Annotated in this window: 16 protein-coding genes; 8 read left to right on the top strand and 8 right to left on the bottom strand. The window is 71.0% G+C overall.

What is annotated here, in order from left to right; all coding sequences use genetic code 11:
- Position 1: 1 nt before the first annotated feature.
- Positions 2-6,136 (bottom strand): polymorphic toxin-type HINT domain-containing protein, encoded by a 6,135-nt coding sequence (locus AB0F72_RS19175; protein ID WP_360432664.1) that lies wholly within the window; start codon positions 6,134-6,136, stop codon positions 2-4.
- 232 nt (positions 6,137-6,368) lie between these two features.
- Here AB0F72_RS19175 and AB0F72_RS19170 point away from each other — a divergent pair, with 232 nt between their 5' ends.
- Entirely contained in the window at positions 6,369-7,274 is a 906-nt protein-coding gene (locus tag AB0F72_RS19170; RefSeq protein WP_360432662.1) for a thermonuclease family protein, read from the top strand.
- Between the two features lie 10 nt (positions 7,275-7,284).
- On the opposite strand, the gene AB0F72_RS19165 is transcribed toward AB0F72_RS19170, so the two are convergent.
- Complete coding sequence (locus AB0F72_RS19165; protein ID WP_360432944.1) at positions 7,285-8,328, bottom strand: NAD(P)-dependent alcohol dehydrogenase; 1,044 nt, start codon at positions 8,326-8,328, stop codon at positions 7,285-7,287.
- Between the two features lie 119 nt (positions 8,329-8,447).
- Here AB0F72_RS19165 and AB0F72_RS19160 point away from each other — a divergent pair, with 119 nt between their 5' ends.
- Entirely contained in the window at positions 8,448-9,311 is an 864-nt protein-coding gene (locus tag AB0F72_RS19160) for a helix-turn-helix transcriptional regulator (protein ID WP_360432659.1), read from the top strand.
- A gap of 88 nt (positions 9,312-9,399) precedes the next feature.
- On the opposite strand, the gene AB0F72_RS19155 is transcribed toward AB0F72_RS19160, so the two are convergent.
- From AB0F72_RS19155 to AB0F72_RS19135, 5 genes are all read right to left on the bottom strand, one after another.
- Positions 9,400-10,224 (bottom strand): cyclase family protein, encoded by an 825-nt coding sequence (locus AB0F72_RS19155; protein ID WP_360432656.1) that lies wholly within the window; start codon positions 10,222-10,224, stop codon positions 9,400-9,402.
- Between the two features lie 101 nt (positions 10,225-10,325).
- A complete protein-coding gene (locus AB0F72_RS19150) occupies positions 10,326-11,255 on the bottom strand; it encodes a pectate lyase (protein WP_360432653.1) in 930 nt (309 codons plus the stop codon).
- A complete protein-coding gene (locus AB0F72_RS19145) occupies positions 11,255-12,229 on the bottom strand; it encodes a pectate lyase (RefSeq protein ID WP_360432650.1) in 975 nt (324 codons plus the stop codon). Before AB0F72_RS19145 ends, AB0F72_RS19150 begins: the two co-directional genes overlap by 1 nt.
- Entirely contained in the window at positions 12,226-13,764 is a 1,539-nt protein-coding gene (locus AB0F72_RS19140) for a family 16 glycoside hydrolase (protein WP_360432647.1), read from the bottom strand. Before AB0F72_RS19140 ends, AB0F72_RS19145 begins: the two co-directional genes overlap by 4 nt.
- A gap of 187 nt (positions 13,765-13,951) precedes the next feature.
- Positions 13,952-14,932 (bottom strand): proline racemase family protein, encoded by a 981-nt coding sequence (locus AB0F72_RS19135; RefSeq protein ID WP_360432644.1) that lies wholly within the window; start codon positions 14,930-14,932, stop codon positions 13,952-13,954.
- Between the two features lie 120 nt (positions 14,933-15,052).
- On the opposite strand from AB0F72_RS19135, the gene AB0F72_RS19130 reads away from it, so the two are divergent.
- Positions 15,053-15,682 carry a helix-turn-helix domain-containing protein gene (locus tag AB0F72_RS19130; protein ID WP_360432641.1) on the top strand — a complete coding sequence of 210 codons (630 nt, stop codon included), beginning with the start codon at positions 15,053-15,055 and terminating at the stop codon, positions 15,680-15,682.
- 96 nt (positions 15,683-15,778) lie between these two features.
- A complete protein-coding gene (locus tag AB0F72_RS19125; protein ID WP_360432638.1) occupies positions 15,779-17,587 on the top strand; it encodes an NAD(P)/FAD-dependent oxidoreductase in 1,809 nt (602 codons plus the stop codon).
- A 3-nt stretch (positions 17,588-17,590) separates the two neighbouring features.
- Here the strand turns inward: AB0F72_RS19125 and AB0F72_RS19120 are convergent, their stop codons facing one another.
- Entirely contained in the window at positions 17,591-18,040 is a 450-nt protein-coding gene (locus AB0F72_RS19120) for a MarR family winged helix-turn-helix transcriptional regulator (protein ID WP_360432635.1), read from the bottom strand.
- Between the two features lie 211 nt (positions 18,041-18,251).
- Here AB0F72_RS19120 and AB0F72_RS19115 point away from each other — a divergent pair, with 211 nt between their 5' ends.
- The 4 genes from AB0F72_RS19115 to AB0F72_RS19100 all read left to right on the top strand — a co-directional run bounded on the left by AB0F72_RS19115 (position 18,252) and on the right by AB0F72_RS19100 (position 23,098).
- Positions 18,252-19,865 (top strand): FGGY-family carbohydrate kinase, encoded by a 1,614-nt coding sequence (locus AB0F72_RS19115; RefSeq protein ID WP_360432632.1) that lies wholly within the window; start codon positions 18,252-18,254, stop codon positions 19,863-19,865.
- Between the two features lie 69 nt (positions 19,866-19,934).
- Positions 19,935-21,137, top strand: a complete 1,203-nt coding sequence (locus AB0F72_RS19110; protein ID WP_360432629.1) for an MFS transporter — start codon at positions 19,935-19,937, stop codon at positions 21,135-21,137.
- Between the two features lie 846 nt (positions 21,138-21,983).
- Positions 21,984-22,172: a hypothetical protein gene (locus AB0F72_RS19105; protein ID WP_360432626.1), complete on the top strand. Its 189-nt coding sequence runs from the start codon at positions 21,984-21,986 to the stop codon at positions 22,170-22,172.
- Positions 22,169-23,098 (top strand): SDR family NAD(P)-dependent oxidoreductase, encoded by a 930-nt coding sequence (locus AB0F72_RS19100; protein ID WP_360432623.1) that lies wholly within the window; start codon positions 22,169-22,171, stop codon positions 23,096-23,098. Before AB0F72_RS19105 ends, AB0F72_RS19100 begins: the two co-directional genes overlap by 4 nt.
- The last annotated feature ends 57 nt before the right edge of the window (positions 23,099-23,155 follow it).

Here is a 23,155-nt window from a genome sequence, read left to right as displayed (position 1 = left end):
GTCACCCCAGCAACTCGGTGAAGAAGGCGTCCATGTATCCCACTGACTTCTTGCCGCGCGCGGTCTTGCTGAAGCCCACCGCGGGATCACTGTTGGTGAGGCTAGCACCGCGCTGGAGGTAACCCTGGATGAAGAACTCCTCCGCTCCGCGGTTGGACCCGTAGTTGCCCTGCACCGCGATCACCTCGGGGGTCAGCCCCTCGGTGAAGTGATCGTGTCCCCGGCTCAACCGGCCCGCGAGGACCTGTGCGGGATTTCCGCGACCCGACGCCCGGCCGACATAGGTGACCTCGTCCGCCTCGTTGCGGAACGCGTAGGTGATGTAGCTGCGGTTGCCGGCGGACGGCACCGTGGGATCGAATCCCTCGCCGGGGGTGACGTCGAACTCGTCGAAGAGGTCCGAGGTCTCGCAGAGGATCTCGTCGTTGTTGTGGACGAGGACCGCTGGGCCGCCGGCGTTTGCGCCGCCGGCGTTGACGAAGTAGGTGTGCAGGTCGTCGACGGTGAGGTCATAGGTCCGTCCACCGTGCTCGTACGACCGGACCGCGGACAGCTGGACGTAGGTCCCGGCCGAGGTGCGCAGCAGGTCGCCCTTGTTCAGGTCGCCTGCCTTCACCCACTCGCCACGAGTCACCGACCAGAACGGGTGCGTGTCGGTGGTGGTGATGGTGTGCTGCTCGCCGTCCGTACCGGCCACGGTGACGTCGACGAAGTGCTTGTCGTCGTCGGTGCGGATGGTGTGGGTGACCTGCCGGGCCCCGGACTCGCCGGTTTCCGGATCGGCCGCCTGGACGGTGTCGCCCGGCTCCAGCTCCTCGATCGGTTTGCTGGACCCGTCGGCCAGCAGCACAGTGGTTCCGGCCACGAAGCTGTGCCGCCGGATCGGGCAGGAGGGCGCGTCGCCCCCGTTGTCCGCCGCCGACTTCCGGGTTTTCGCCTTGGCCTTCGCGGCGAGGGCCTTGGCCTTCGCCGCGGCTTCGGCGGCGGCCCGCTTGGCTGCCGCTTCCGCCGCCTGCTTGGCCGCCGCGGCCTTCTCCGCCGCGGCCTTGGCTGCCGCGGCGGCCGCCTTCTTGGCTGCCTCGGCCGCGTCCGCGGCGCCCTTGACGATGGCCCGGGCCCACTTCAGCTCTTGGAAGAAGGTGACCACGGCCTTGCCGGCCCGGAAGATCGCCTCGCCGATCTTCTTGGCCTTGAAGATCTTGCCCCAGGGCAGGGCGCCGACGACCATCGAGACGCAGGCGACCAGGTCGCCCTTGAGGCAGTTGAGGATGTCGTTGATCCCGAGGAACTCCATCAGGATCTGGCCGCCGGCCTCCAGGATCACGTCCAGCGTGCTCTTGGACTGGATCTGGTTGGCCCGGGCCAGGTCCTCCGGGGACGGTCCTTGGACGGCCGGGGCCGCACCGGTGGTGTCGCCGGCCTCCGGCACCATGCCGGTCGGGTCGGTGTACGCCACCGGGTTGTTCGAGGCGTACGTGTAGGCCGACGTGGCGCCCTGGCCGGTGGGCAGCGGGTCGCGGCTGCTGAACCGGCCGGTGCCCGGGTCGTAGTTGCGGGCCCGCAGGTAGTAGTTGCCGTCACCGGAGGTGGAGTCCTGGTACTGCCCGGTGAACTGCATCGGGTTCTCGATGCTCTGGCCCGGCAGGTTCTGCCCGGCCAGGGTCGGCCCCTCGCGCGGGTTGCCGAACGGGTCGTAGTCGTAGCCCTCCTCGACCGTGCCGGCCGGCGTCAGCAGGTTCGCCACGCCACCGAGCCAGTCATGGGTGTAGGAGTGCACCCCGCTCGCCGGGTCCAGCAGGGCGAGAGGCTCGTCGTCCGGACCGTAGGTGAAACCGCGCTTCTCCACGACCGTGCCGGCGCTGTTCTCGACCGTGTCGATGGCGATCTGCGGCAGCGTCCCCGCCACGTCCCACGACCAGCGCTGCGTCGAGGTCTCGTTCTGGAACGCCGAGGTGGAGCTGACCCGCAGCCCGACGGCGTCGTAGTTGAACGTCGTGCTCTGCCCGGAGGCGAGGGTCGCCTTGGCGAGGCTGTTGTCGAGGTTGTACTCGAGACGGTCGCCGCCGGCCTTGATCTGGTTGCCGCGGGCGTCGTACTTGTATTCCGTCTCGCGCTCGTGGCCGGGGCCCTCGACCTCCTCCTCGATCAGCTGGTCGGCGTCGTCGTACTCGTAGTCGGTGACGTCGTTGCCGGCCACACCGGTGCGGACCTGCTTGGTCCGGTTGCCGTTCAGGTCGTACCGGTAGTCGATCCGCCCGGCCGGTTTGGCGTTCTTGTCCGTGCAGGACGCGACGGCGTAGCAGGCCGAGGTGATCCGGTCCGCCTTGTCGTAGCTGTACGCCACCGACTCGGCGACCCCGCCACGGGTGGTGACCACCCGGTTCGGGTTGCCGACCGCGTCGAGGGTCAGCTCGTACTTGGAGATCGGGTCCTGCACCCCGGGAACGGCCTCGCCGGTGCGCTCGGTGCCGATCGAGGTGAGCCGGCCCCCGTCGTCGTAGGCCCGCTGTTCGGTCAGCCCGGTCGGGCCGGGCAGGGTGGTGCTGGTGCGCCGGCCGGCCACGTCGTACCCGAAGCTCCACGCGGCGCCCTGTGCGCTCAGCGAGGTGATCCGGCTGGCCGCGTCATAGCCGTAGGAGACGGTGGTGCCGTCCGGGTACTGCCGGTTGGTGACGTTGCCGCGCTCGTCGTAGTCGTAGTTGAAGACCTCGTCGGGGCGGTCAGCCGTCTTGCGGGTGACCGTCTGGACCTGGTCCTCGTCGTCGTAGGCCACGTCACGCCGGCCGGCCGGGTCGCCGTACGAGGTGATCCGGTCCTTGGCGTCGTAACCCCAGCTGTAGGCGGGGCCCTCCGAGCCGAGCGCGCGCTGCACCCGCCGGCCGACGATGTCGTACGTGTCGACGATGGTCCGCTTGGCGCGTTCCTTCGCGCTGAGGTCCTCGATCTCCTCGTCGTCGCCGAGGGTGATCGCCTGGATGCGGTTGCCCTCCGCGTCGTACTTCGCGTAGGTGCTGCGCTCCAGCGGATCGGTGCTGCGCACCAGGCGGCCGGCCTCGTCGTAGTACAGCGTGGACCGGTTGCCCCGCGGATCGGTCATCGCGGAGAGCGACCCGTCCTCGCTGTACTCGTAGCGGGTCGACTCCTCCTCGGGGTCGTCCGCGTCGTACTCGGCGTCCGGCGCCGTGACCGTCCGGGGCTGGTTGTCGTCGGTGTAGGTGTACCGGGTGGTGTGGTTGTTGGCGTCGGTGGCCGACACCGTCCGGTTCAGCGGGTCGTACTTGCGCGTGGTGACGTTGTCCAGCGCGTCGACGCCGCGGATCTGGTTGCCGGCCAGGTCGTACTCGAAGTGCGCGGTGAAGCGCTCCTTGTCGGCCCCCGCGACGTTGCCGCGCGGCTCGGTCACCGCGGACACGAAGCCGTCGTCGGTGTACTCGTAGGTCGTGATGCCGCCGGTCGCCGAGATCTGCTTGATCTTGTTGCCGGCCGCGTCGTACTCGGTCCGGGTCTGCCCGCCCTTCGGGTCGGTGATCCCGTTCTGGCGTCCGTTCTTGTCGTACGACATCGAGGTGCTGCGGCCGAGGGCGTCGGTGGTGGAGCGCACCTGCCCGCTGTTGGACCGGTCGAACTTGGCGGACTTGCCGAACTCGTCGACGGTCTCGACGCTGCGGTCCAGGTCGTCGACCTTGTAGTCCCGGGTCACCACCTGACCGTTCGGGTACGGCCGGCGCAGCTGGATGATGTTGTCGTTGTTGTCGTAGACGTACGTGGTGGTGAAGTCCGCCTTGTTCGCCCCCGGCAGGTTGCCGCGCGGCGAGGTCGTCGACTGCACCAGGCCCTTGGCGTTGTACGCCCAGCTGGTGACCAGATCGGCCTCGTGCTTCATATCGATCGCCGAGGTGAGCCGGCGACCGGCGGGCGTGTAGGTGTTGAGCATCGTCCGGCGCGCCTCGTAGGTCGCCTTGGGCAGACCGTTGTCGAAGTACGTGTACGAGGTGCTCACGCCACCGGCGGTGGTGGTCTTCCGGAGCCGGCCGACAGTGTCGAAGTCGGCGACGTCCGGGTTCCTCTTGCCCGGCGCGTACATGGCGACGGTCCGGTCCAGGGCGTCGTAGACGGTGCGGGTGGTGTAGGTCTCCCGCTTCGCCCCGGCCACCGTGCCCCGGGGGTCGGTCACCGTGACCTGCCGGCCGACCTTGTCGTAGCCGAACTCGGTGCGGCGCCCTTCCGGCGAGATCTGCGCGTTCAGCAGGCCCGCGTTCGGCTGGCCGTCCGCGATGTTCTCGGTCCGGGTGACCTTGCCGCGCTGGTCGGTGATCGTCAGCAGCAGGCCGCGGCCGTCGTAGGTGTAGGTGATCGAGTGGTTCTCCGGGTCGGTGCTCTTGACCAACTCGTCGAACTGGTTGTACTCGTCCTTCCACGTCTGCCCCTCGGCGTCGACGTGGCTGGTCGGGTTGTTGCGCGCGTCGTAGCTGGTCTTCTCGCTGAACCGGCGCTGCGGTGCGAACTGCTCGACCAGGTTGCCGGCCGGGTCGTACGCCGACTCGTGCTGGTTCTGGTTGGCGTTGACCACCAGGCTGCGGTTGAGCGAGCCGTCGTAGCGGTGGTTGTTCGTGTCACCGTTGCCGCGCTGCGAGTAGAGCAGCACGTTGCCCTTGTAGCCGTCCCAGACCACCACGTTGTCCGCGTCGGTGGTCTTGGACTCCTGCTTGCCCGGGTCCCAGGCGAAGGTGGTGGCGGCGCCGAGCGCGTCCAGCTGCCGGGCGACCCGGCCGTCCGCGCCGTACTCGTTGGTCAGCGCGACGATCTTGTCCGGCTGGGTCACCTGGACGAGCCGGCCGGCCGCGTCGTACTTGTACTGCCAGAACTCCCCCGCCGCGTCGCGGACCTTGGTGAGCAGGCCGCCGGTGTAGAAGTACTGGGTCTTGCGGCCGTCCGGCAGCGTGATCGACTCGATCAGCCCGGCGACCAGTTTCGCCACGGCCTTGCGCCCGGACCCGTCGGTGACCGTGATGCTCGTGTCGGTGTGCGCGAACCGCAGGCCCACCTGACGCGGGTTGAGGATCGAGGACAGCCGGCCCTGCGCGTCGAACGCGAACACGATGTTGTTGCGGGTGACCAGCTCCCAGCCGGCGCCGGCCCGGCGCAGCGTGGACCGCACACCCGGCGGCCGCACGTAGGCGTCGCCGTTCGCGGCGAACACCGTGTCGGAGCCGTCCTCGGCCCGCACGACAGCGCCGCCCTCGGTGGCGGTGACCTTCATGTCGTAGACCCAGGCCCAGCCCGAGCCGAGCGCCGACGGGCCGATGTTGCCAGAGGAATAGGCGCGGGTCGAGGAGAACGGAACACCGAACGAGGCCATGCCCTGGTCCTGCTCGGTCCGGGTGAAGGCGCCGGTGCCGGTGTTCACGCCGATGCCGCGGGTCGCCTGGCTCGCGCCGGTCATGCCGAGCGCGCCGCTGCACCCGCAGCCGGCGGCCTGCCGGGCCGGAATGGCGGGCGGGTCGATCGTGGTGCGCGGCTGGGCGTTGTCGGAGTTCGCCGACGGCACCTCACCGTCCGGATAGAGCGCGGTGATCGTGACGAAGTAGTTCTTCGTCGCGTCCAGCTGCCAGCCCTCGGCCGCGCCCAGCGACTTGCAGTAGGCGCGCAGGGTGCCGCAGCCGGTGTTCTTCAGCTGGTCCTTGCCCAGCTCGACGGACTCCTGCCGGGTCTGCGACACGGTCTCGAACAGATCCACCCGCCAGCGCTCGAAGCCCTGGTCCTTCAGGTTGAAATAGGTCACCAGCGAGGTGTCGCCGACCACGAATCCGGGCCGCAACAGCACATCGGTGAACGCCTCGCCCGGGGCCGCCTCGGCCGCACGAGCGACGGCGGCCCGGCCGACCTCGCGCGCCTCGCCGCCGGCTTCCACCGCCGGGGGCACGATCGGGGGCCGCTGGTCCTCGGGCACCGCGGCATCCGGGGCCGCGTTGGCCGGGATGCCGCGTTGTTGCGGGTCAGCGCCCGCGGTGACGGTCGGGACTTCGCCGGGTTCGGCGCGGGCCGGCACGTCGGCCGGCGGTGCCAGAGTGGCTATCAGCAGGAACGCGCAGAACGCCGCCAGCCAGCGAGCGCGCGCCCATTTATCGGCATGCATGGATGGTTCACTCCCCCCGTGAGTTGACCGCGAGAGTGAATCATGGAGATGCATCAATATTATTTATCCGTTGCGATCTATCACTATCTGCAATCAAAAACGGCCGCTCGAGTTGCGCTTCGGCTCAGCCTTCGGCCGCGGTCGCCGGTCGGCAACTGTCCCTCACGCGATCAGAAGTCGGCTTTCCGGCAGGTCAGGTGGCCTCGCGGGACACCTGTGGTGCACTCGGAGGATGGCCGATCCTGTGCAAGTCTTCTGGGCGCCCGCCGGGGCGAGCATGCCGACGCTCGGCGCCCGCGCGCTCGTCGACGTGACCGATGGTGACACGCCGAATCTGCGGATGCCGGTGCGGATGCTGTCCGTCGACACCCCGGAGGTGACCGCGCGCAACGAACAGCGGGCGGCCGCGACCGACACCGAGTTCCTGCAGCTCGCCGAGTGGATCCGGAAAGGACTCGCGCCGATCTCCGCCGCGCTGGGCGAGTTCCTGCTGCCCCGGCTGGAGACCGGGCGGGCGGGCACGCTGCACTTCGAGCAGGGGCAGGCCGCGTCCGCTTTCGGCAAGCAGAACATCGCCGCCCGGCTGGCCCGGCCGACCGGGCGGCCGCGGGACATCTTCATCCGGGTCGCGGACAGCCCGTTCGACAGCGCGCACCGGCTGCTGGCCTACGTCGCGCCGGACTACACCGAGCGGGAGCGGCGAGAGATCCCGAAACGGCTGCGGCCGACGTTCAACCTGGACCTCGTGGTCGCCGGGCAGGCCGCGACGTTCATCATCTATCCGTCGGTGCCGGGCGCCGAGGACCTTGCCCTGCTGGTCGACGCCGCGGCCTCGGCGCGCAGCCGCGGGCTGGGCATCTGGTCCAGCCCGGAGACCCTCCTCGCGTACGAGTACCGGGCCATGGAGGATCTGTACAAGATCACCAAGAAGAAGGTGGAGAACGAGCCGCTCGACGCCGACGAGCGGTCCTGGCGGGAGCGGTACTGCGCGGACATGCGCAACCGGGTGCTGCACGGCCCGGAGGACTACTCCGGCATCGACCCGGAGTACCGGCTGTGGATCTGGCCGGTCGACCTGCGCGACGCGGTGTCGCGGCTGAACCTCACGCCGGCCCCGGAACTGGCGGCCGGCGCGTGATCCCGTCCGGTCAGCGCAGGGTGTTGATGTCGATCACGAAGCGGTAGCGGACGTCCGAGCTCAGCACCCGCTCGTAGGCGTCGTTCACCTGGTCGGCGCCGATCACCTCGACCTCGGCGGCGATGCCGCGCTCGGCGCAGAAGTCCAGCATCTCCTGGGTCTCGGCGATGCCGCCGATGCTCGAGCCGGCGAACGAGCGGCGGGCGCCGAACAGGGAGAACACCTGCACCGGCAGCGGCTCCGGCGGGGCGCCGACGCTGACCAGCGTGCCGTCGAGGCGCAGCAGGCTCAGGTACTGGTTGATGTCGATCGGCGCGCTGACCGTGTTGACGATCAGGTCGAAGCCGTTGCGCAGGGCCTCGAAGGTGGCCGGGTCGCTCGTCGCGTAGTAGTGCTGCGCCCCGAACGCCAGACCGTCGTCCTTCTTGCCCAGGGTCTGCGACAGCACGGTGACCTCGGCGCCCATCGCGGCGGCCAGCTTGACGGCCATGTGGCCGAGACCGCCCATGCCGACGACGGCGACCTTCTTGCCCGGTCCGGCGTTCCAGTGGGCGAGCGGCGAGTACGTGGTGATGCCCGCGCACAGCAGCGGGGCCGCCGCCTCGATCGGGATCTCGGTCGGCACCCGCAGCACGAAGTCCTGGTCGACGACGATGTGGGTGGAGTACCCGCCCTGCGTGACGGTGCCGTCGCGGTCGACCGCCGCGTACGTCCCGGTGTTGCCGTTCTCGCAGTACTGCTCCTGACCGGCCCGGCAGTTGGCGCACTCCCGGCAGGAGTTGACCATGCAGCCGACGCCGACCCGGTCGCCGACCGCGTGCCGGGTCACCTCGGCGCCGACCGCTGTGACGTGCCCGACGATCTCGTGCCCGACGGTGAGCGGGTAGGCCACCGGGCCCCAGTCGCCGCGGACCGTGTGGATGTCGGAGTGGCAGATGCCGGCATAGCTGATCTCGATCAGGATGTCGTGCGCCCCCAGGTCGCGGCGCTCGACGGTGGTGCGCACCAGCGGTTCGGTCGCCGAGGGCGCGGCGATCGCGTTGACGGTGAGAATGGTGTTCCTCCTTCGGTTGGTGAACATTCAACCGCCTCCCCGCCCGGGAAGGGAGTTCTTACCGATAGGTGTACTGACAGTGCATCCCTGGGCGGAACGCGGGGTCGTACCGTCGTGACATGGACAACCGAGCTGAGGTGCGGGACTTCCTCACCACCCGCCGCGCCAAGATCACCCCCGAGCGGGCGGGGCTGCCCGTCACCGGGACCCGCCGGGTCTCCGGGCTGCGTCGCAGCGAGGTCGCCGCGCTGGCCGGGGTGAGCGTGGAGTACTACGCGAAGCTCGAACGCGGCTCGCTGGCCGGGGTGTCCGCCGGGGTGCTCGACGCGATCGCGCGGGCCCTGCAGCTCGACGACGCCGAGCGGGCGCACCTGGTCCGGCTCGCACAGGCGGCGAACGGCAGCAACGCGGTGCTGCGGCCGAGCCGCCGGCCCAAGCCGTGGAGCGTGCGGCCCGGCCTGCAGTGGGCGCTCGACGCGGTCACCAGCCCGGCCATCGTGGTGAACGGCCGGCAGGACCTGCTCGCCGCGAACACGCTGGCCCGGGCGATGTACACCGACGTGTTCGCCGTCCCAGAACCGAACTTCGGGCGGTTCACGTTCCTGGACGCCGCGGCCCACCGGTTCTACCCGGACTGGAACCTGGCCGCCGACATGACAGTGGCGAACCTGCGGACCGCGGCCGGCAAGGACCCGCACGACAAGGGCCTGCACGACCTGGTCGGCGAGCTGAGCACCCGCAGTGACGAGTTCCGGCGGCGGTGGGGCGCGCACAACGTGCGGATCCACGGCGCCGGGGTGAAGACGTTCCGGCATCACGTGGTCGGTGAGCTGATCCTGGCGTACGAGACGATGGACCTGCAGGCCGAGGCGGACCTGGCGATGACCGTCTACGCCGCCGAGCCGGGGTCGGCGACGGCGGACGCGCTGGCGCTGCTGGCATCCTGGGCCGCCACCGACGCGGGAACCCCGGCGGCGCGGTGACGGTCAGCAAGCGGTGACGGCCAGCAAGCGGTGACGGCCAGCAAGCAGTGACGACCAGCAAGCAGTGACGACCAGCAAGCAGTGACGGTCAGCGGGTGGCGAGCACCCGGGCCTGGCCGCCGGACCCGCCCTCGTACGGGATGAGCCCCACGATGATCGTCGCCCCGGTGGCCGGCAGCCGGTCCAGGTTCGCGAGGTTCTCCAGCCCGTAGCGGTCGGCGCCGGTGAGCACCAGGTGCGTGTCGAAGTCCGTGGAGTCACCGGGGTCGATGCTGAGCGTGTCCACGCCGAGGCTGCGGATCCGGCGGTGCCGCAGCAGCCACTCGCAGGCGTCCGCGCCGAACCCGGGAAAGTGCATGCCGCCGTCCGCGCCGGTGCCCCGGTACGCGTCCGCGTCGTGCACCTTGCGCGCCCACCCGGAGTGCATCAGCACGGCCGCGCCCTCCGGGATCCGGCCGTGCCGCCGCTCGAACGCGCGCAGGTCGTCCACCGTCACGATGGTGTCCGCGTCCCGGGCCGCCCGCGCCGCGATGTCGATCACCACCGCGGGCAGGATCAGCTCGGACGGCTGCAGCTCGGTGGCGACCCGCCCGCCCTTGGTGAAGTGGGCGGGCGCGTCGACGTGCGTGCCGATGTGTTCGAGGATCTTCCATTCCTGGAGGAAGTAGCCGTCCTTCTCGATCGTGGCGACGGTGTGGCGGACGGCCTCCTCGCCGGGCTCGAAGGCGGGGAATCCGGTCGTGAGGGGATGGGTCAGATCGAGCGGGCCGCGCGCTCGCGAGCCGGCCGCCCGCGCCGGCCCACCCAGTGCCGGCCCGCCCAGTGCCGGCCCACCCAGTGCGATGGCAGCGGCGGCGGCCACGCCGCCGGCCAGAGCTCCACGGCGGGTCGTGCTGTGATTACTGATGCACATGGCCTCCATCGTGCACAGGACGGGCGGTCCCGTGCTGACGCCTCGCCGACGCCCGGGCCGGCGCCGGCGAGGTGTCCACCGGGATGGTGACGGCGGACCGGTCAGATCTTGCCGGCGCCCGCGCCTGCGGTGACCAGTGACGGCACCGCCGACGCCGGATCCAGCGTGTAGGAGTAGTAGGTGGACGGCTCCCGCACGGTCCCGCCCGCCTCACACGGTCCCGAGCCGGTGAACACGTTGGCGCGCTGCACCAGCCGCCCCGGACCACTGTCGGCGTACCCGCTGGTGGAGTAGCACGGGTGCGGCACCCCGGCGAAGTAGTTGCCCTCCACGACCACGCCGCCGTTCATCGTGGACGCCACGCCGTAGAGCTCGTTGCCGTCGAAGTAGTTGTTGTAGACGTGCACCGGCTCGCCGAACCGCACCCGGGGATGCCGCTGCCGGGAGCCGTCGAACCAGTTGTGATGGATGCTGACCTTGAGATGGCCGACGTCGCTGGAGGACGCGCCGTCGGAGTGGCCGATCAGCATGCTCTTGTCGGTGCCGGCGAAGTGGTTCCACGACACCGTCACGTAGTCCGCGCCGCGCACCACGTCGATCGAGCCGTCCACCGGGTCGACGAACGTGTTGTGGTCGATCCAGATGTGGTGCGACTGCTGGCCGACGTTTATCGCGTCGTCCTCGGCGCCCACGAACGTCAGGTTCCGCACGATCACGTGCGACGACCGGTAGAAGTCGAAGCCGCCGCCGGTGATGGCGGCGTTCGTGCCGAGCCCGACGATCGTCTTGTTCGGCCGGACCCCCTGTTTGCTGGTGATGGCGATGCTGCCGGACACTTGGATGATCAGCGGCCCGACCGTGTCGATCGCGTCGAGCAGCTCGTCGGTGGTGTCCACCGTGACGGTGGCGCCGCCGGCCCCGCCGATGGTCCCGGTGGCGAAACCGTCCGCGGCGGCGGGGGCCGCAGTGGCGATCGGCGGGATCGGGATCGGCGCGGCGATCGTGAGCAGAGCGGCGAGCAGGACGTGCATCAGATCCTCCCCACCCCGGCGCCCGCGGTGACCAGGGACGGCACCGACGACGCCGGATCGAGCGTGTAGGAGTAGAAACCGGACGGCTCGGCCACCGTGCCGCCGGCCTCGCAGACGCCGGAGTTCACGAACGCGTTGAGCCGCTGCACGAGCCGGCCGGGGGCGCTCTCCGCGTACCCGCCGGTGGAGTGACAGGGGTGGGCCACGTTCTCGAAGTAGTTGCCCTCGGCGACCACTCCGGCGTTCTCGGTGGACGCGATGCCGTACAGGCCGATGTTGCGGTAGTAGTTGTTGTAGACGTGCACCGGCTCGCCGAAACGCACCCGGGGATGGCGCTGGTTGGATCCGTCGAAATAGTTGTGGTGATAGGTGACGCGCAGATACCCGATGTCGGCGGTGTAGTTGTCGGAGTGCCCGAGCAGCATCGACTTGTCGGTGCCGAGGAATCGGTTCCACGAGACGGTCACGTTCGTCGACTGCCGTTTGATGTCGAGCGAGCCGTCATATCCGGGCAGGAACTCGTTGTGATCGATCCACACGTGATGCGCCTTGTTGGTGACGCTTATCGAGTCGTCCGAGGCGTTGCTGAACCGGATGTTGCGGATGATCACATTGTTGCCCGGCCGGGTGGTCGTACCCAGTTGGAGGCCGCCGCCGGTGATCTCCGCTGTCGTGCCGACACCGAGGATGCTCTTGTTAGCGACCACCGTGACCATGCCGCCCACGCTGATCCGGCCGGCGACCATGATCGTGTACGGAGTGTTCGCGCCGGCGTATCGAGCCAGGTCGGCGCCGGTGGTGACGGTGACCGTCGGGCCGGCCACGCCACCGGTGGTCCCGGTGGCGAACCCGTCCGCCGTGGCCGCTACGGCCGGGACCGCTGCCGCCGGGACCGGCAGGGCTCCCGTGGCCGGCAGAGCCGCCGGGACCGGCAGGACGGCCGCGAGCGCCGCGGCCAGAAGTGTGCTGATCACAGCTTCCCCACCCCCGCGCCCGCGGTGACCAGCGACTTCACCGTGTTCGGATCGTCCAGCGTGTAGCTGTAGTACGCCGACGGCTCCTGCACGGTCCCGCTGCAGTCCGGCGCGCCGGACTCCCCCACGAAGACGTTGTTGCGGGCCACGCAGCGCCCGGCCGGACCCGCGTACGTGTTGGTGACCGGCTCCTCGACGTTCTCGAAGTAGTTGCCCTCGACCATGCAGCCGGCGGTGTTCTGGCAGGCCACGCCGGTGTCGGTGTTGTAGAAGTAGTAGTTGTTGTAGACGTGCACCGGCTCACCGAAGCGGACCCGCGGGTTGCGCTGCGGCGTCGCGTCGAACCAGTTGTGGTGATAGGTCACCTTGAGCCGGCCGGTGTCCTGCGCGCCGTTGCTGTCGTCGTGGCCGAGCAGCATGTTCTTGGTGTGGTGATGGGTGTGGTTCCACGACACCGTGACATACGACGAGCCGCGCTTGATGTCGATCAGCCCGTCGTAACCCTGTGCCAGGTCATTGTGGTCGATCCAGACGTGGTGCGAGAACATCTGCACGTTGATCGAGTCGTCGCTGGCGCCCCGGAACGACAGGTTCTGGATGATCACATTGTGCACCGCGTCGGCCGGCGGCGCCGTCACCGCCGACACCGGCAGGCCGATGTTGAAGCCGCCACCGGTGATCCCGGCGGTCGCGCCGATCCCGACGATCGACTTGTCGCTCGTCACGTCGTACATGCCGGCCGGCAGCGTGATCACGCCGGCGACGCAGATGGTCAGCGGGCCCGGCGTGGCGATCGAGGAGAGCAGCTCGGCGGCCGTGTCCACCTGCACGGTCGGCCCGCCCGCACCTCCGGTCGTGCCGTTCTGGCCCCAGGCGTTCACGGTTGCGAAGCCGGCGGGCGTGCCGGTCACCGCGCATCCGCCGGGCGGCGGCGGGGTGGTCTGCGTCGGTGAGGTCGCCGACGGACCCGGGCCCGGTCCCGTCGTGTTCACCGCGACATCGTCGAAAACCCCGCTGGCGTACGAGGTGACGAGGCCGATCCGCCCGCTCGGGTAGGCGCTGTCCGTCGCCGTGACGACCTGGGTCCCGTCGGCAAAACCGGTCAGCGTGCTGCCCCGCACGGTCAGCGCGAGCGTGCGCCACCCGCCGGTCGCGCCGCCGGGCGTCCCGGTCGCGAGGACCGTGGCGGTGCCGCCGGAGACCCGCTGGAGCTGCACGGCGCCGCCGGCGGTGAGCACGAGCGCGTAGTACTGGCTGGTGGAGCGGGCACGGGCCACCACCCCGGCGGTCCCCGTCGTCTTCACCCGGGCCTGCACGGTGTAGTCGGCCCACGACGTGGAGCCGGCCAGCGCACGGGCCACGGTGCCGGCGTTGGACTGCTGATAGGCGGGCGTGCCGTCGGTGATCACCGACCAGGTGCCGCCGTTACGCGACCACCCGTCGGCGTTGCCGTCGTCGAAGGTGTCACCGAACAGGGTTTCGGCACGCGCCGGACCGCTGACGACCGCGCTGAGCAGCACGGCCGAAGCGGTCACGGCGAGACCGGTAGTGAGCCATCGGACTTTTCTCATCGCAACCTCGAATGGCGAGCGAAAAAGCTGTCAGGGATGGCGGCCGCCGTACCGTGAAATCTGCGCGAAACTTTGACATCAGTCAATGATTTTCGTTTGCAGGCTTGTTGCAGAATTGCTCGGCCTTTGAACAGAATCGGTCCCGCGGAGATCAGCGGAGCACGAACCCGGGCGTCATCGGGTCGTCCGGGTCCACCACGAACGTGTGCTCCCCGGTCGGATACGCCATCCCGGTGATCACCGGCACCACCTCCGGGCCGGAGGCGTAGCGGGCCACGAACCGGGAGCCGACGATCGAGTCGTGCAGCAGCCGCTGGCCCGGCGCGAGCCGGCCGGTCGCGGCGAGCGTGGCGACCCGGGCCGCGGTGCCGGAGCCGCACGGCGACCGGTCCACCTCGCCGTCCGCGAAGACCGTGACATTGCGCTGGTGCGCGAGGCCGGGCAGCACGTCGAAGAAGATGGTGCCGTAGATGCCGTCCAGGCGCGGGTCGCTGGGATGCCGCGCCGCCGGGTGCCCGGCGAGCGCGGCCTTGATCTGCCGGCCCAGCACGATCAGCTCCGGCAGGTGCTCCGGGGCCACCGCGAGCCCCAGCGACGCCGCCTCCACCTGGGCGTAGAGCGCGCCGCCGTAGCTGACCGTCACGGTCGCCGGCCCGCGCGGCGTGGGCACGACGATGTTGTCGTCGACCAGGTAGGACGGCACGCTGACGTAGTCCACCGCGGTGACCCGCCGGCCGGCGGTGTGCACCCGCGCGGTGACCCGCCCGGACGGCACGTCGATCGGCACGTCCACGATCCCGTCGGCGGGCGCGTCGACCAGGCCGGAACGCACCGCCCAGACGCCCAGCGCGATCGTGCCGTGCCCGCACGCGGTGGAGAACCCGTCCTTGTGGAAGAAGAGCACCCCGAGCCGGGCGCCGTCGTCGTCCGGCGGCACGAGCATCCCGCCGTACATGTCGGCGTGCCCGCGCGGCTCGTGGCAGAGGATGCGGCGCAGCCGGTCCACGTCGGTGTCGCCGGCGGCGAGGACCCGGCGCTCCGCGACGGAGTCGCCGGGGATCCCGACCGGCGGCGCGGGGACGATCCGGAACGGCTCTCCCCCGGTGTGGTAGTCGACAGTGCTGACGTTCACGCGTGCACCCTCTCACGCCCGGCGGCCGCTCTCCGGGAATCACGCCCGGCGGCCGGGCTCCGGGAATCACGCCCGGCGGCCGAGCTCCGGGGATCCGGCGCCCGTCGTATGCTGGCGGCCGTGAGGAGCCCTCGCCGGACACGCGACGTGCAGGTGGCGGCGACCCGGGCGACCATCCTGGACACGGCCGAGCGGCTCTTCGCCGAGCACGGCGTGGCCACCGTCTCCAACCGGCAGATCAGTGAGGCCGCCGGGCAGGGCAACAACGCCGCCGTCGGCTATCACTTCGGCACCAAGACCGAACTGATCCGGGCGATCATCCGGCGGCACGCGGCGCCGATGGAGGAGATCCGGCGTGGGCTGTTCGAGCGGCATCGCGACAGCGCCGAGCTGCGCGACGTCGTCACGTGCGTGGTGTGCCCGTACACCGAGCATCTGGCCGCCCTCGGCGCGCCCAGCTGGTATGCGCGGTTCGCCGCGCAGGTGATCACCGAGCCCGGGCTGCGGCAGCTCGCCGGTGACGTGCTGCGGGACGCGCCGGTGCTGTTCGCGGTGAGCGAGACGCTGCACCGGCTGCTGCCGCACCTGACGCCCGAGGCGTGCCGGGAGCGCGAGGAGATGGCGCACATGCTGATCGTGCACTTCTGCGCGCAGCGTGAGCGCAGCGCGCAGCCGGGGTGGGCGGCGGCCGCGACGAGCCTGCTCGACGCGGTGGAGGGTTTGTTGCGCGCCCCGATGAACTCCCGGTGACAAACCGGACTCGCGGGCACGGGGATTCACATTTCGTCATGCACGTGCTTTAAATTGTTGCCCTGGCTCGCACGATCCCCGGCGAAAGGGCCGCCCATGTCCGCGAACGTCACCCCGCAACCCTCCGGTCAGCGCCGCCTCAGCCCGGCCGAGGTCGACGCGCTGCGCGCGAAGTACCAGGCCGAACGGGACCGCCGGGTCCGGCCCGAGGGCGCCGCGCAGTACCGGCGGGCGGCCGGCGAGTGGGGGTACTACGCCACCGACCCGTACACCGAGCGGGCCGAGCGGGAGCCGGTGACCGACCGGGTCGAGGCGGTCGTGGTCGGCGGCGGGTTCGGCGGCCTGCTCGCCGGGGCCCGGCTGCGGCAGGCCGGGGTACGCGACCTGCGGATGATCGACGAGGCCGGCGACTTCGGCGGCACCTGGTACTGGAACCGGTACCCCGGCATCCACTGCGACATCGAGTCCACCGTCTACATGCCGCTGCTGGAGGAGGTCGGGTACGTCCCGCAGTGGCGGTACGCCCCCGGCGAGGAGATCCGGCAGCACGCCGTCGCGATCGCCAAGCGGTTCGAGCTCTACGACGACACGCTGTTCCACACCCGCGTCGTCGAGCTGCGCTGGGACGACGACGCCTGCGAGTGGACCGTCACCACCGACCGCGGCGACGTGTTCCAGAGCCGCTACGTCGCGCTCTCCTCCGGCACGCTGTCGCAGCCGAAACTGCCCGGCATCCCCGGCATCGAGGACTTCCAGGGCCACACCTTCCACACCAGCCGCTGGGACTACGGCTACACCGGCGGCGACCAGACCGGCGGCCTGCACAAACTCGCCGGCAAGAAGGTCGGCGTGGTCGGCACCGGCGCCACCGGCATCCAGGTCGTCCCGCACCTGGCCCGCGACGCCGAGCACCTGTACGTCTTCCAGCGCACCCCGTCGTCGGTGGACGTCCGCGACAACCGCCCGATCGACGACGCGTTCAAGGCCTCCCTGCGCCCCGGCTGGCAGCAGGAGCGGATGGACAACTTCCTGACCATCGTCACCGGCGGCCACGCCGAGGCCGACCTGATCGCCGACGGCTGGACGGCGACCGCCCGGCTGCAGCGCCAGATGCTCACCGGTTCGGTCGACAGCAACCTGCCGGCCGAGGAACGCGAGTACCTCGACGAGCTCGCCGACTTCCGCAAGATGAACGAGATCCGCGCCCGGGTCGACGCGATCGTCGAGGACCCGGCCACCGCCGAGCTGCTCAAGCCCTGGTACCGGTACATGTGCAAGCGGCCCACGTTCAGCGACCACTACCTGCAGACCTTCAACCGGCCGGACGTCACGCTCGTCGACACCGCGGACACCGGCGGGATCACCCGGATGACGGCTACCTCGGTGGTCGTCGGCGAGACGTCGTACGAGGTGGACTGCGTCATCTTCGCCACCGGCTTCGAGGTGGGCATCTCCGGCGTCGTCTCCGGGACCCTCCCGGTGTACGGCCGTGGCGGTCTGCCTCTTCTCGGCCACTGGCGCAACGGGCCCCGTACCCTCCATGGTTTTTATTCGCACGGCTTCCCGAACCTGTTCCACCTCGGGGCGCTGCAGAACGCGGCGGCGGTGAACTTCGTGCACGTGCTGCAGGAGCAGGCCACCCACATCGGCGCGCTGGTCGCCGAGGCCGCCAAGCGCGGCGCGCCCCGGATCGAGCCGAGCGCGGAGGCCGAGGAGGGATGGATCCAGGTGATCCGCGAGACGGCGCCGGACACCTTCAACTTCCAGGCCGAATGCACGCCCGGCTACTACAACGGCGAGGGTAAGCCCCGGCCGGTCAACAACGCGTACGGTCCCGGCCCGGTCGCCTTCCACGACCTGCTGCGCACCTGGCGAGCCGAGGGCGGCTTCGACGAGGTCATGTGACGCTCACCGGACCAGGTGGGCCTTGAGGGCGGCCGCGATCTCGCCGGCCGCCGCCAGCTGCTCCGGGGTGAGGGCGTCGACGAAGAGCTCGCGGACGGCTCGCAGGTGCGGCACGGTGGCCGCGCCGAACGCGTCGGCGCCGGGCGGGGCCAGCACCACCTCCGCGCCCCGGCTGTCGGTGGCGCACTCCTCGCGGCGGATCAGCTCGCGGCGCTCCATCCGGGCCAGGTGGTGCGAGAGACGGCTGCGCTCCCAGCCGATCCGGGCGGCCAGGTCCGACGACCGCATCCGGTGGTCCGGGGCCTCGCTCAGGGCGAGCAGCACCGCGTAGTCCCCGGGTGAGAGGCCGGTGTCGTGCTGCAACCGGGTGGTGAGCGCGCTGCGCAGGGCCTCGGTGGTCTCGATGAACTCGCGCCAGGTCCGCAGGTCGTCACGGGTGGGTAGCGTGCGCATGGTCGCCTCCTTGACTGACGCGTCAACAACCAGCATGCCACAGGGTCGCCGGAACGGACATCCATTGACAGTCCCGACTTGTTTGCGTTCACATCACGGCCCGCCGTGGATCGGACATACCGCAGCACCAGGAACAGCTGTGTTAGGCGCACGTTAACAAAGTGTGCCGGGGCCCCTCCCGCTCTCCGGACCGGTGCGGTAGAACATGACGATGAGCGACACAGAGGCACGGCCGGCGGCCGGCATTCGTACCATGATCGACGACGGCCGCACGGCGATCGGCATCGAGCTGGGCTCGACCCGGATCAAGGCCGTGCTGACCGGCCCGGACCACGCGGCCATCGCGGTGGGCACCCACGACTGGGAGAACCAGTTCGTGGACCGGACCTGGACCTACTCCCTCGACGCGGTCTGGGCCGGGCTGCGGGACTGTTTCGCCTCCCTGGCCGAGGACGTCCGCCGCAAGTACGGCACCGAGCTGCGCACCACCGGCGCGCTCGGCGTCTCCGCGATGATGCACGGCTACCTCGCGTTCGACGCCGAGGGCGAGCTGCTCACCCCGTTCCGGACCTGGCGCAACACCAACACCGGCGACGCGTCCGAGCAGCTCAGCGAGCTCTTCGGGTACAACATCCCGCACCGGTGGAGCATCGCGCACCTCTACCAGGCGGTCCTGAACGGCGAGGAGCACGTCGCCCGGCTCGCGCATCTGACCACCCTTGCCGGGTACGTGCACTGGCAGCTCACCGGCCGGCAGGTGCTCGGCGTCGGCGACGCCAGCGGCATGTTCCCGATCGACGTGGCCACCGGCGGGTACGACACCCGGATGCTGAGCCAGTTCGACGAGCTGGCCGCGGGCCGGGTGCCGCGCAAACTGGCCGAGCTGCTGCCCGCCGTGCTGCCCGCCGGCGAGCCGGCCGGCACGCTCACCGAGGCCGGCGCCCGGCTGCTCGACCCGAGCGGCGCCCTGCGGCCCGGCATCCCGCTCTGCCCGCCCGAGGGCGACGCCGGCACCGGCATGGTCGCCACCAACTCGGTGGCCCGCCGCACCGGCAACGTCAGCGCCGGCACCAGCATCTTCGCGATGATCGTGCTGGAGAACGAGCTGTCCCGGATGCACCCGGAGATCGACCTGGTCACCACCCCGGCCGGCGACCTGGTCGCGATGGTGCACTGCAACAACGGCGCCAGCGAGCTGAACTCGTGGGCCGGGCTGTTCGCCGAGTTCACCACGGCGCTCGGCGTCGACGTGGACACCAACAAGATCTTCGAGACGCTGTTCCGCGCGGCGCTGAGCGGCGCGCCGGACGGCGGCGGCCTGATGGCGTTCAACAACCTGTCCGGCGAGCCGATCACCAAGCTGCACGAGGGCCGGCCGCTCTTCTTCCGCGTGCCGGGCAGCTCGCTCGACCTGGCCACCTTCATGCGGACCCAGCTCTACGCCGCCCTGGCGACGCTGCGCATCGGCATGGACGTGCTGCAGAAGGAGGAGTCCGTCCGGCTGGACCGGATGTTCGCGCACGGCGGCCTGTTCAAGACCGCGGGCGTGGCGCAGAACCTGCTCGCGGCCGCCATCGACACCCCCGTCTCGGTCGGTGACGTGGCCGCCGAGGGCGGCGCCTGGGGCATCGCGGTGCTCGCCGGGTTCGTCCGCGACAGGCAGCCGGGGCAGAGCCTCGACGACTTCCTGACCAGCGCGGTCTTCGCGGACGCGCGGCTCGACACGGCCGAGCCGGACCCGGCGGACGTGGCCGGGTTCACCGCGTTCATGCGGCGCTACGTGGCGGCGCTGCCGGTCCAGCAGGCAGCCGTCGACAACAGCTGACAAACAACTGACGACGGTACGGGTGGGACGGGTCACCGTTCCACCCGGACCTTATGTACGGTCGTACACATGCAGGACTCCCTCACCACCGCGCCGGTCGTCCGCGCCGCCACCGCCGCGACCTACACCGCGTTCATCGGCTCCGGGTTCGCGTTCGCCAGCTGGGCCTCCCGGATCCCCCAGGTCCGTGACCAGCTCGGCCTCGACTCCGCCGCCCTCGGCCTGGTGCTGCTCGCCATCGCCGCCGGCTCGCTGCTGGCGCTCCCGCTCTCCGGGCCGGTCGTCACCCGGATCGGATCGTCCCGGACCGTGATGGCGATGGCGGTCCTGCTCGGCGCCGGCCTCACCACAGCGGCGCTCGGCTCCCTGTCCGGCGTGATCCCGGTGGTGATCGGCCTGTTCCTGCTCGGCTTCGCCAACGGCGCCTGGGACGTGGCGATGAACGTGCAGGGCACCGTCGTGGAACGGCTCCTCGGCAAATCGATCATGTCCCGCTTCCACGCCGGGTTCAGCCTCGGAACCGTCGCCGGCGCGCTCGGCGGCGCCGCCATGATCGCTTTGGACGTCCCGGTCGCCACCCACCTGACCGTCGTCGCCGTCCTCGTCGTGATCGCCGTCGTCTGGCAGGCACGCCGGTTCGTCCCGGACCGCGACGACGCCGAACCGGCCACGGACGGATCGGTCCCGGCCACGGGCGGCGCGCTCACCGCCTGGCGGGAGCCGCGCACCCTGCTCATCGGCGTGTTCGTGCTCGCCTTCGCGTTCGCCGAAGGGGTCGGCAACGACTGGATCAGCGTCGCCGCGATCGACGGCCACCACGTCTCCGCCACCGTCGGCACCCTCGCGTTCGCCGGGTTCCTCACCGCCATGACGGCCGGGCGCTGGTTCGGTCCGTCGCTGCTGGACCGCTACGGCCGTACCCTCGTGGTCCGGGTCCTCGCCCTGGTCGGCATCGCCGGCGCCACACTGTTCGTCTTCGCGCCGTCACCGGCCCTCGCGTTCGCCGGCACGCTGCTCTGGGGGCTCGGCGCCTCGCTCGGCTTCCCGGTCGGCATGAGCGCGGCCGGCGACGACCCGCGCCGGGCCGCCGCCAGGGTCAGCGTGGTCGCCTCGATCGGCTATTGCGCGTTCCTCGCCGGTCCGCCCACCATCGGGCTGCTCGGCCACCACATCACCGTGCTGAAGGCGCTGGTCGTCGTCTCGGCGCTGCTCGCGGTGGCAGTGGCGATCGCCGGGAGCGTGCGGCCGCTGCCGGGCACGCAGCAGCACTGACCTTGCTGGCTGATCGAGGAGCCGTCGCCCGGTAGGGACGCGAGGTGGCGCCGCCCGGTTGTCGATCGTGGAGCGGTGCGGGCGGGCTGGCGCGCAGTGCTCTCGAAGCAGGCATCCGGCAGCACTGGTGACCAGCTCGTGTTGCCCGGCTGGCTGTCGGTGTTCTCGCCGGCCGGGCGGGACAGCACTGAACGCCAGCCGGACCGCGCGCTTCCACGATCCACCAGCCGAGGACAGCGCTGACGACCAGCTGGTCCAGCTGGACCAGCCGGTCGTCAGCGCGCCCGGCCGCGGCGATGGTCCCGAGGTGCGTCATCACCACTGCGGGGCCAGCCGAAAACCAGGGCCGGACCGCCCGTCAGCACGAACCGTTGTCACCCAGCGTGCCGACAACCACGGTAAACCCCGCGCTGCGCGGAAACCCGCGGACGCCCCAGGCCCCACAGAATGACGAAAACCCCCGGCGCTCCACGGTCGGCGGCGACCGACCGTGACGCGCGGCCGGATCGGCGCACTACCGGGCGGCGGATATCAGCCAACAGGGTCAGCATTGAGCACCAGCCGGCCCACGCCCTTCCACGATCCACCAGCCGAGGACCAGGGCCGGGCCGGCCGGGGCGGTCGTGCCTGGGCTGCTGGACCAGGGCGGCCGGGGTTGCCGTGCCCCAGGGCTGCCCGGGCGGGGTGCCGGGCGGGGTGCCGGGCGGGGTGCCGGGCGGGGTGCCGGGCGGGGTGCCGGCGCGCGGCAGGCGGGGCGCGGCAGGCGGGGCGGGGCGGCGGGATCACGCTTCACGCGGCGCTGATCGGGTATGCACCGGGGACCCGACGGCCACAGGAGGCACGGCAATGCCCGACGACCGCGACCAGTCCCCCGATCTCGGCAGCAGCACCGACCAGCACGTCACCGGGACCCCGGAGGACGGCACCTTCATCACCGACGAGGAGCCGCGCGAACCGGCGCCGGCCCACGGCAGCAGCAACGCCGGCATCAACGCCACGGGCGCCAACCGGGCGCAGCAGGACGCCGACGATTGACCGGGCCGGATCCGCGTCACTCGGTCGTCGTGATCACCGGGGCGTCGAGCGGGATCGGCCGGGCGACCGCGCTGGCGTACGCCCGCGAGGGTGCCCGGCTGGTCCTCGCCTCCCGCCGCCGGGAGGCGCTCGCCGACGTGGAACGCGACTGCCGGGCGCGCGGCGGGGAGGTGCTGGTCGTGCCGACGGACATCGGGGAGCCGGCGGCGGTCGACGAGCTCACCCGGGCGGCGCTGCAGCGGTTCGGGCGGATCGACGTCTGGGTCGAGGCGGCCGCCGTCGGCATCGCCGGGCCGCTCGGCTCGGAACCGGTGGACGAGCTCCGCCGGCTGGTGGACACCAACGTTCTCGGCGCCACGCTGTGCGCCCGTGCCGCCCTGACCACTTTCCGGACGCAGGGGCACGGTGTCCTCGTACTGGTCGGGTCGTTGTTGTCGGTGTTCCCGAATTCGGTGATCCCGCTCTATTCGATGAGCAAGTTCGCCGTCCGAGGGCTGGCGCTGAGCCTGCAGCAGGAGGTCGCCCGGCATCCGCGGATCCGGGTCTGCCTGGTGCTGCCCGGCACCGTCGACACCCCGTTCTTCCAGCGGGCCGCCAATCACACCGGGCGCCGGCTCCGGGCCATCCCACCCGCGTACGCGCCGGAACGCCTCGCCGCCCGCATCCTCACCGTCGCCCGCCACCCGCGCCGGCAGACCACCGTGGGGGTGGTCTCGCACCTGATGCTGGCCGCCCACCGGGTCGCGCCCCGTGCCGCCGAGTCGGTCATCGGCCGGTGGGGCGCGGCGTTCGTGACCGGGCCGTCCGCCGTCGCTCCCGGGCCGGGCGCGATCTTCGATCCTCCGGCCACCGGTGCGGTACACGGTGGCTATCGGCGTGGCCGGGTCCGCCGGCGGCTCGGCACGTGGCTCGGCGCGCGAAGCTGACAGCGGGACGGCTCGCGGCCTGGCGAGGGGGAAGCGCCGGCCGGATGCCCGGCGGCA

This window comes from Actinoplanes sp. NPDC023936 (genome assembly GCF_040639325.1).
Classification (GTDB): Bacteria; Actinomycetota; Actinomycetes; order Mycobacteriales; family Micromonosporaceae; genus Actinoplanes.
The sequence above is the reverse complement of the archived record's forward strand: the minus strand, read 5'-3'. Positions and strand labels throughout refer to the sequence as shown.

Coding starts and splice junctions, on each gene's coding strand:
- AB0F72_RS19175 (WP_360432664.1), bottom strand. CDS start 6,136: ATGCATGCCGATAAATGGGCGCGCGCTCGCTGGCTGGCGGCGTTCTGC.
- AB0F72_RS19170 (WP_360432662.1), top strand. CDS start 6,369: ATGGCCGATCCTGTGCAAGTCTTCTGGGCGCCCGCCGGGGCGAGCATG.
- AB0F72_RS19160 (WP_360432659.1), top strand. CDS start 8,448: ATGGACAACCGAGCTGAGGTGCGGGACTTCCTCACCACCCGCCGCGCC.
- AB0F72_RS19155 (WP_360432656.1), bottom strand. CDS start 10,224: ATGTGCATCAGTAATCACAGCACGACCCGCCGTGGAGCTCTGGCCGGC.
- AB0F72_RS19150 (WP_360432653.1), bottom strand. CDS start 11,255: ATGCACGTCCTGCTCGCCGCTCTGCTCACGATCGCCGCGCCGATCCCG.
- AB0F72_RS19125 (WP_360432638.1), top strand. CDS start 15,779: ATGTCCGCGAACGTCACCCCGCAACCCTCCGGTCAGCGCCGCCTCAGC.
- AB0F72_RS19120 (WP_360432635.1), bottom strand. CDS start 18,040: ATGCGCACGCTACCCACCCGTGACGACCTGCGGACCTGGCGCGAGTTC.
- AB0F72_RS19115 (WP_360432632.1), top strand. CDS start 18,252: ATGAGCGACACAGAGGCACGGCCGGCGGCCGGCATTCGTACCATGATC.
- AB0F72_RS19110 (WP_360432629.1), top strand. CDS start 19,935: ATGCAGGACTCCCTCACCACCGCGCCGGTCGTCCGCGCCGCCACCGCC.
- AB0F72_RS19105 (WP_360432626.1), top strand. CDS start 21,984: ATGCCCGACGACCGCGACCAGTCCCCCGATCTCGGCAGCAGCACCGAC.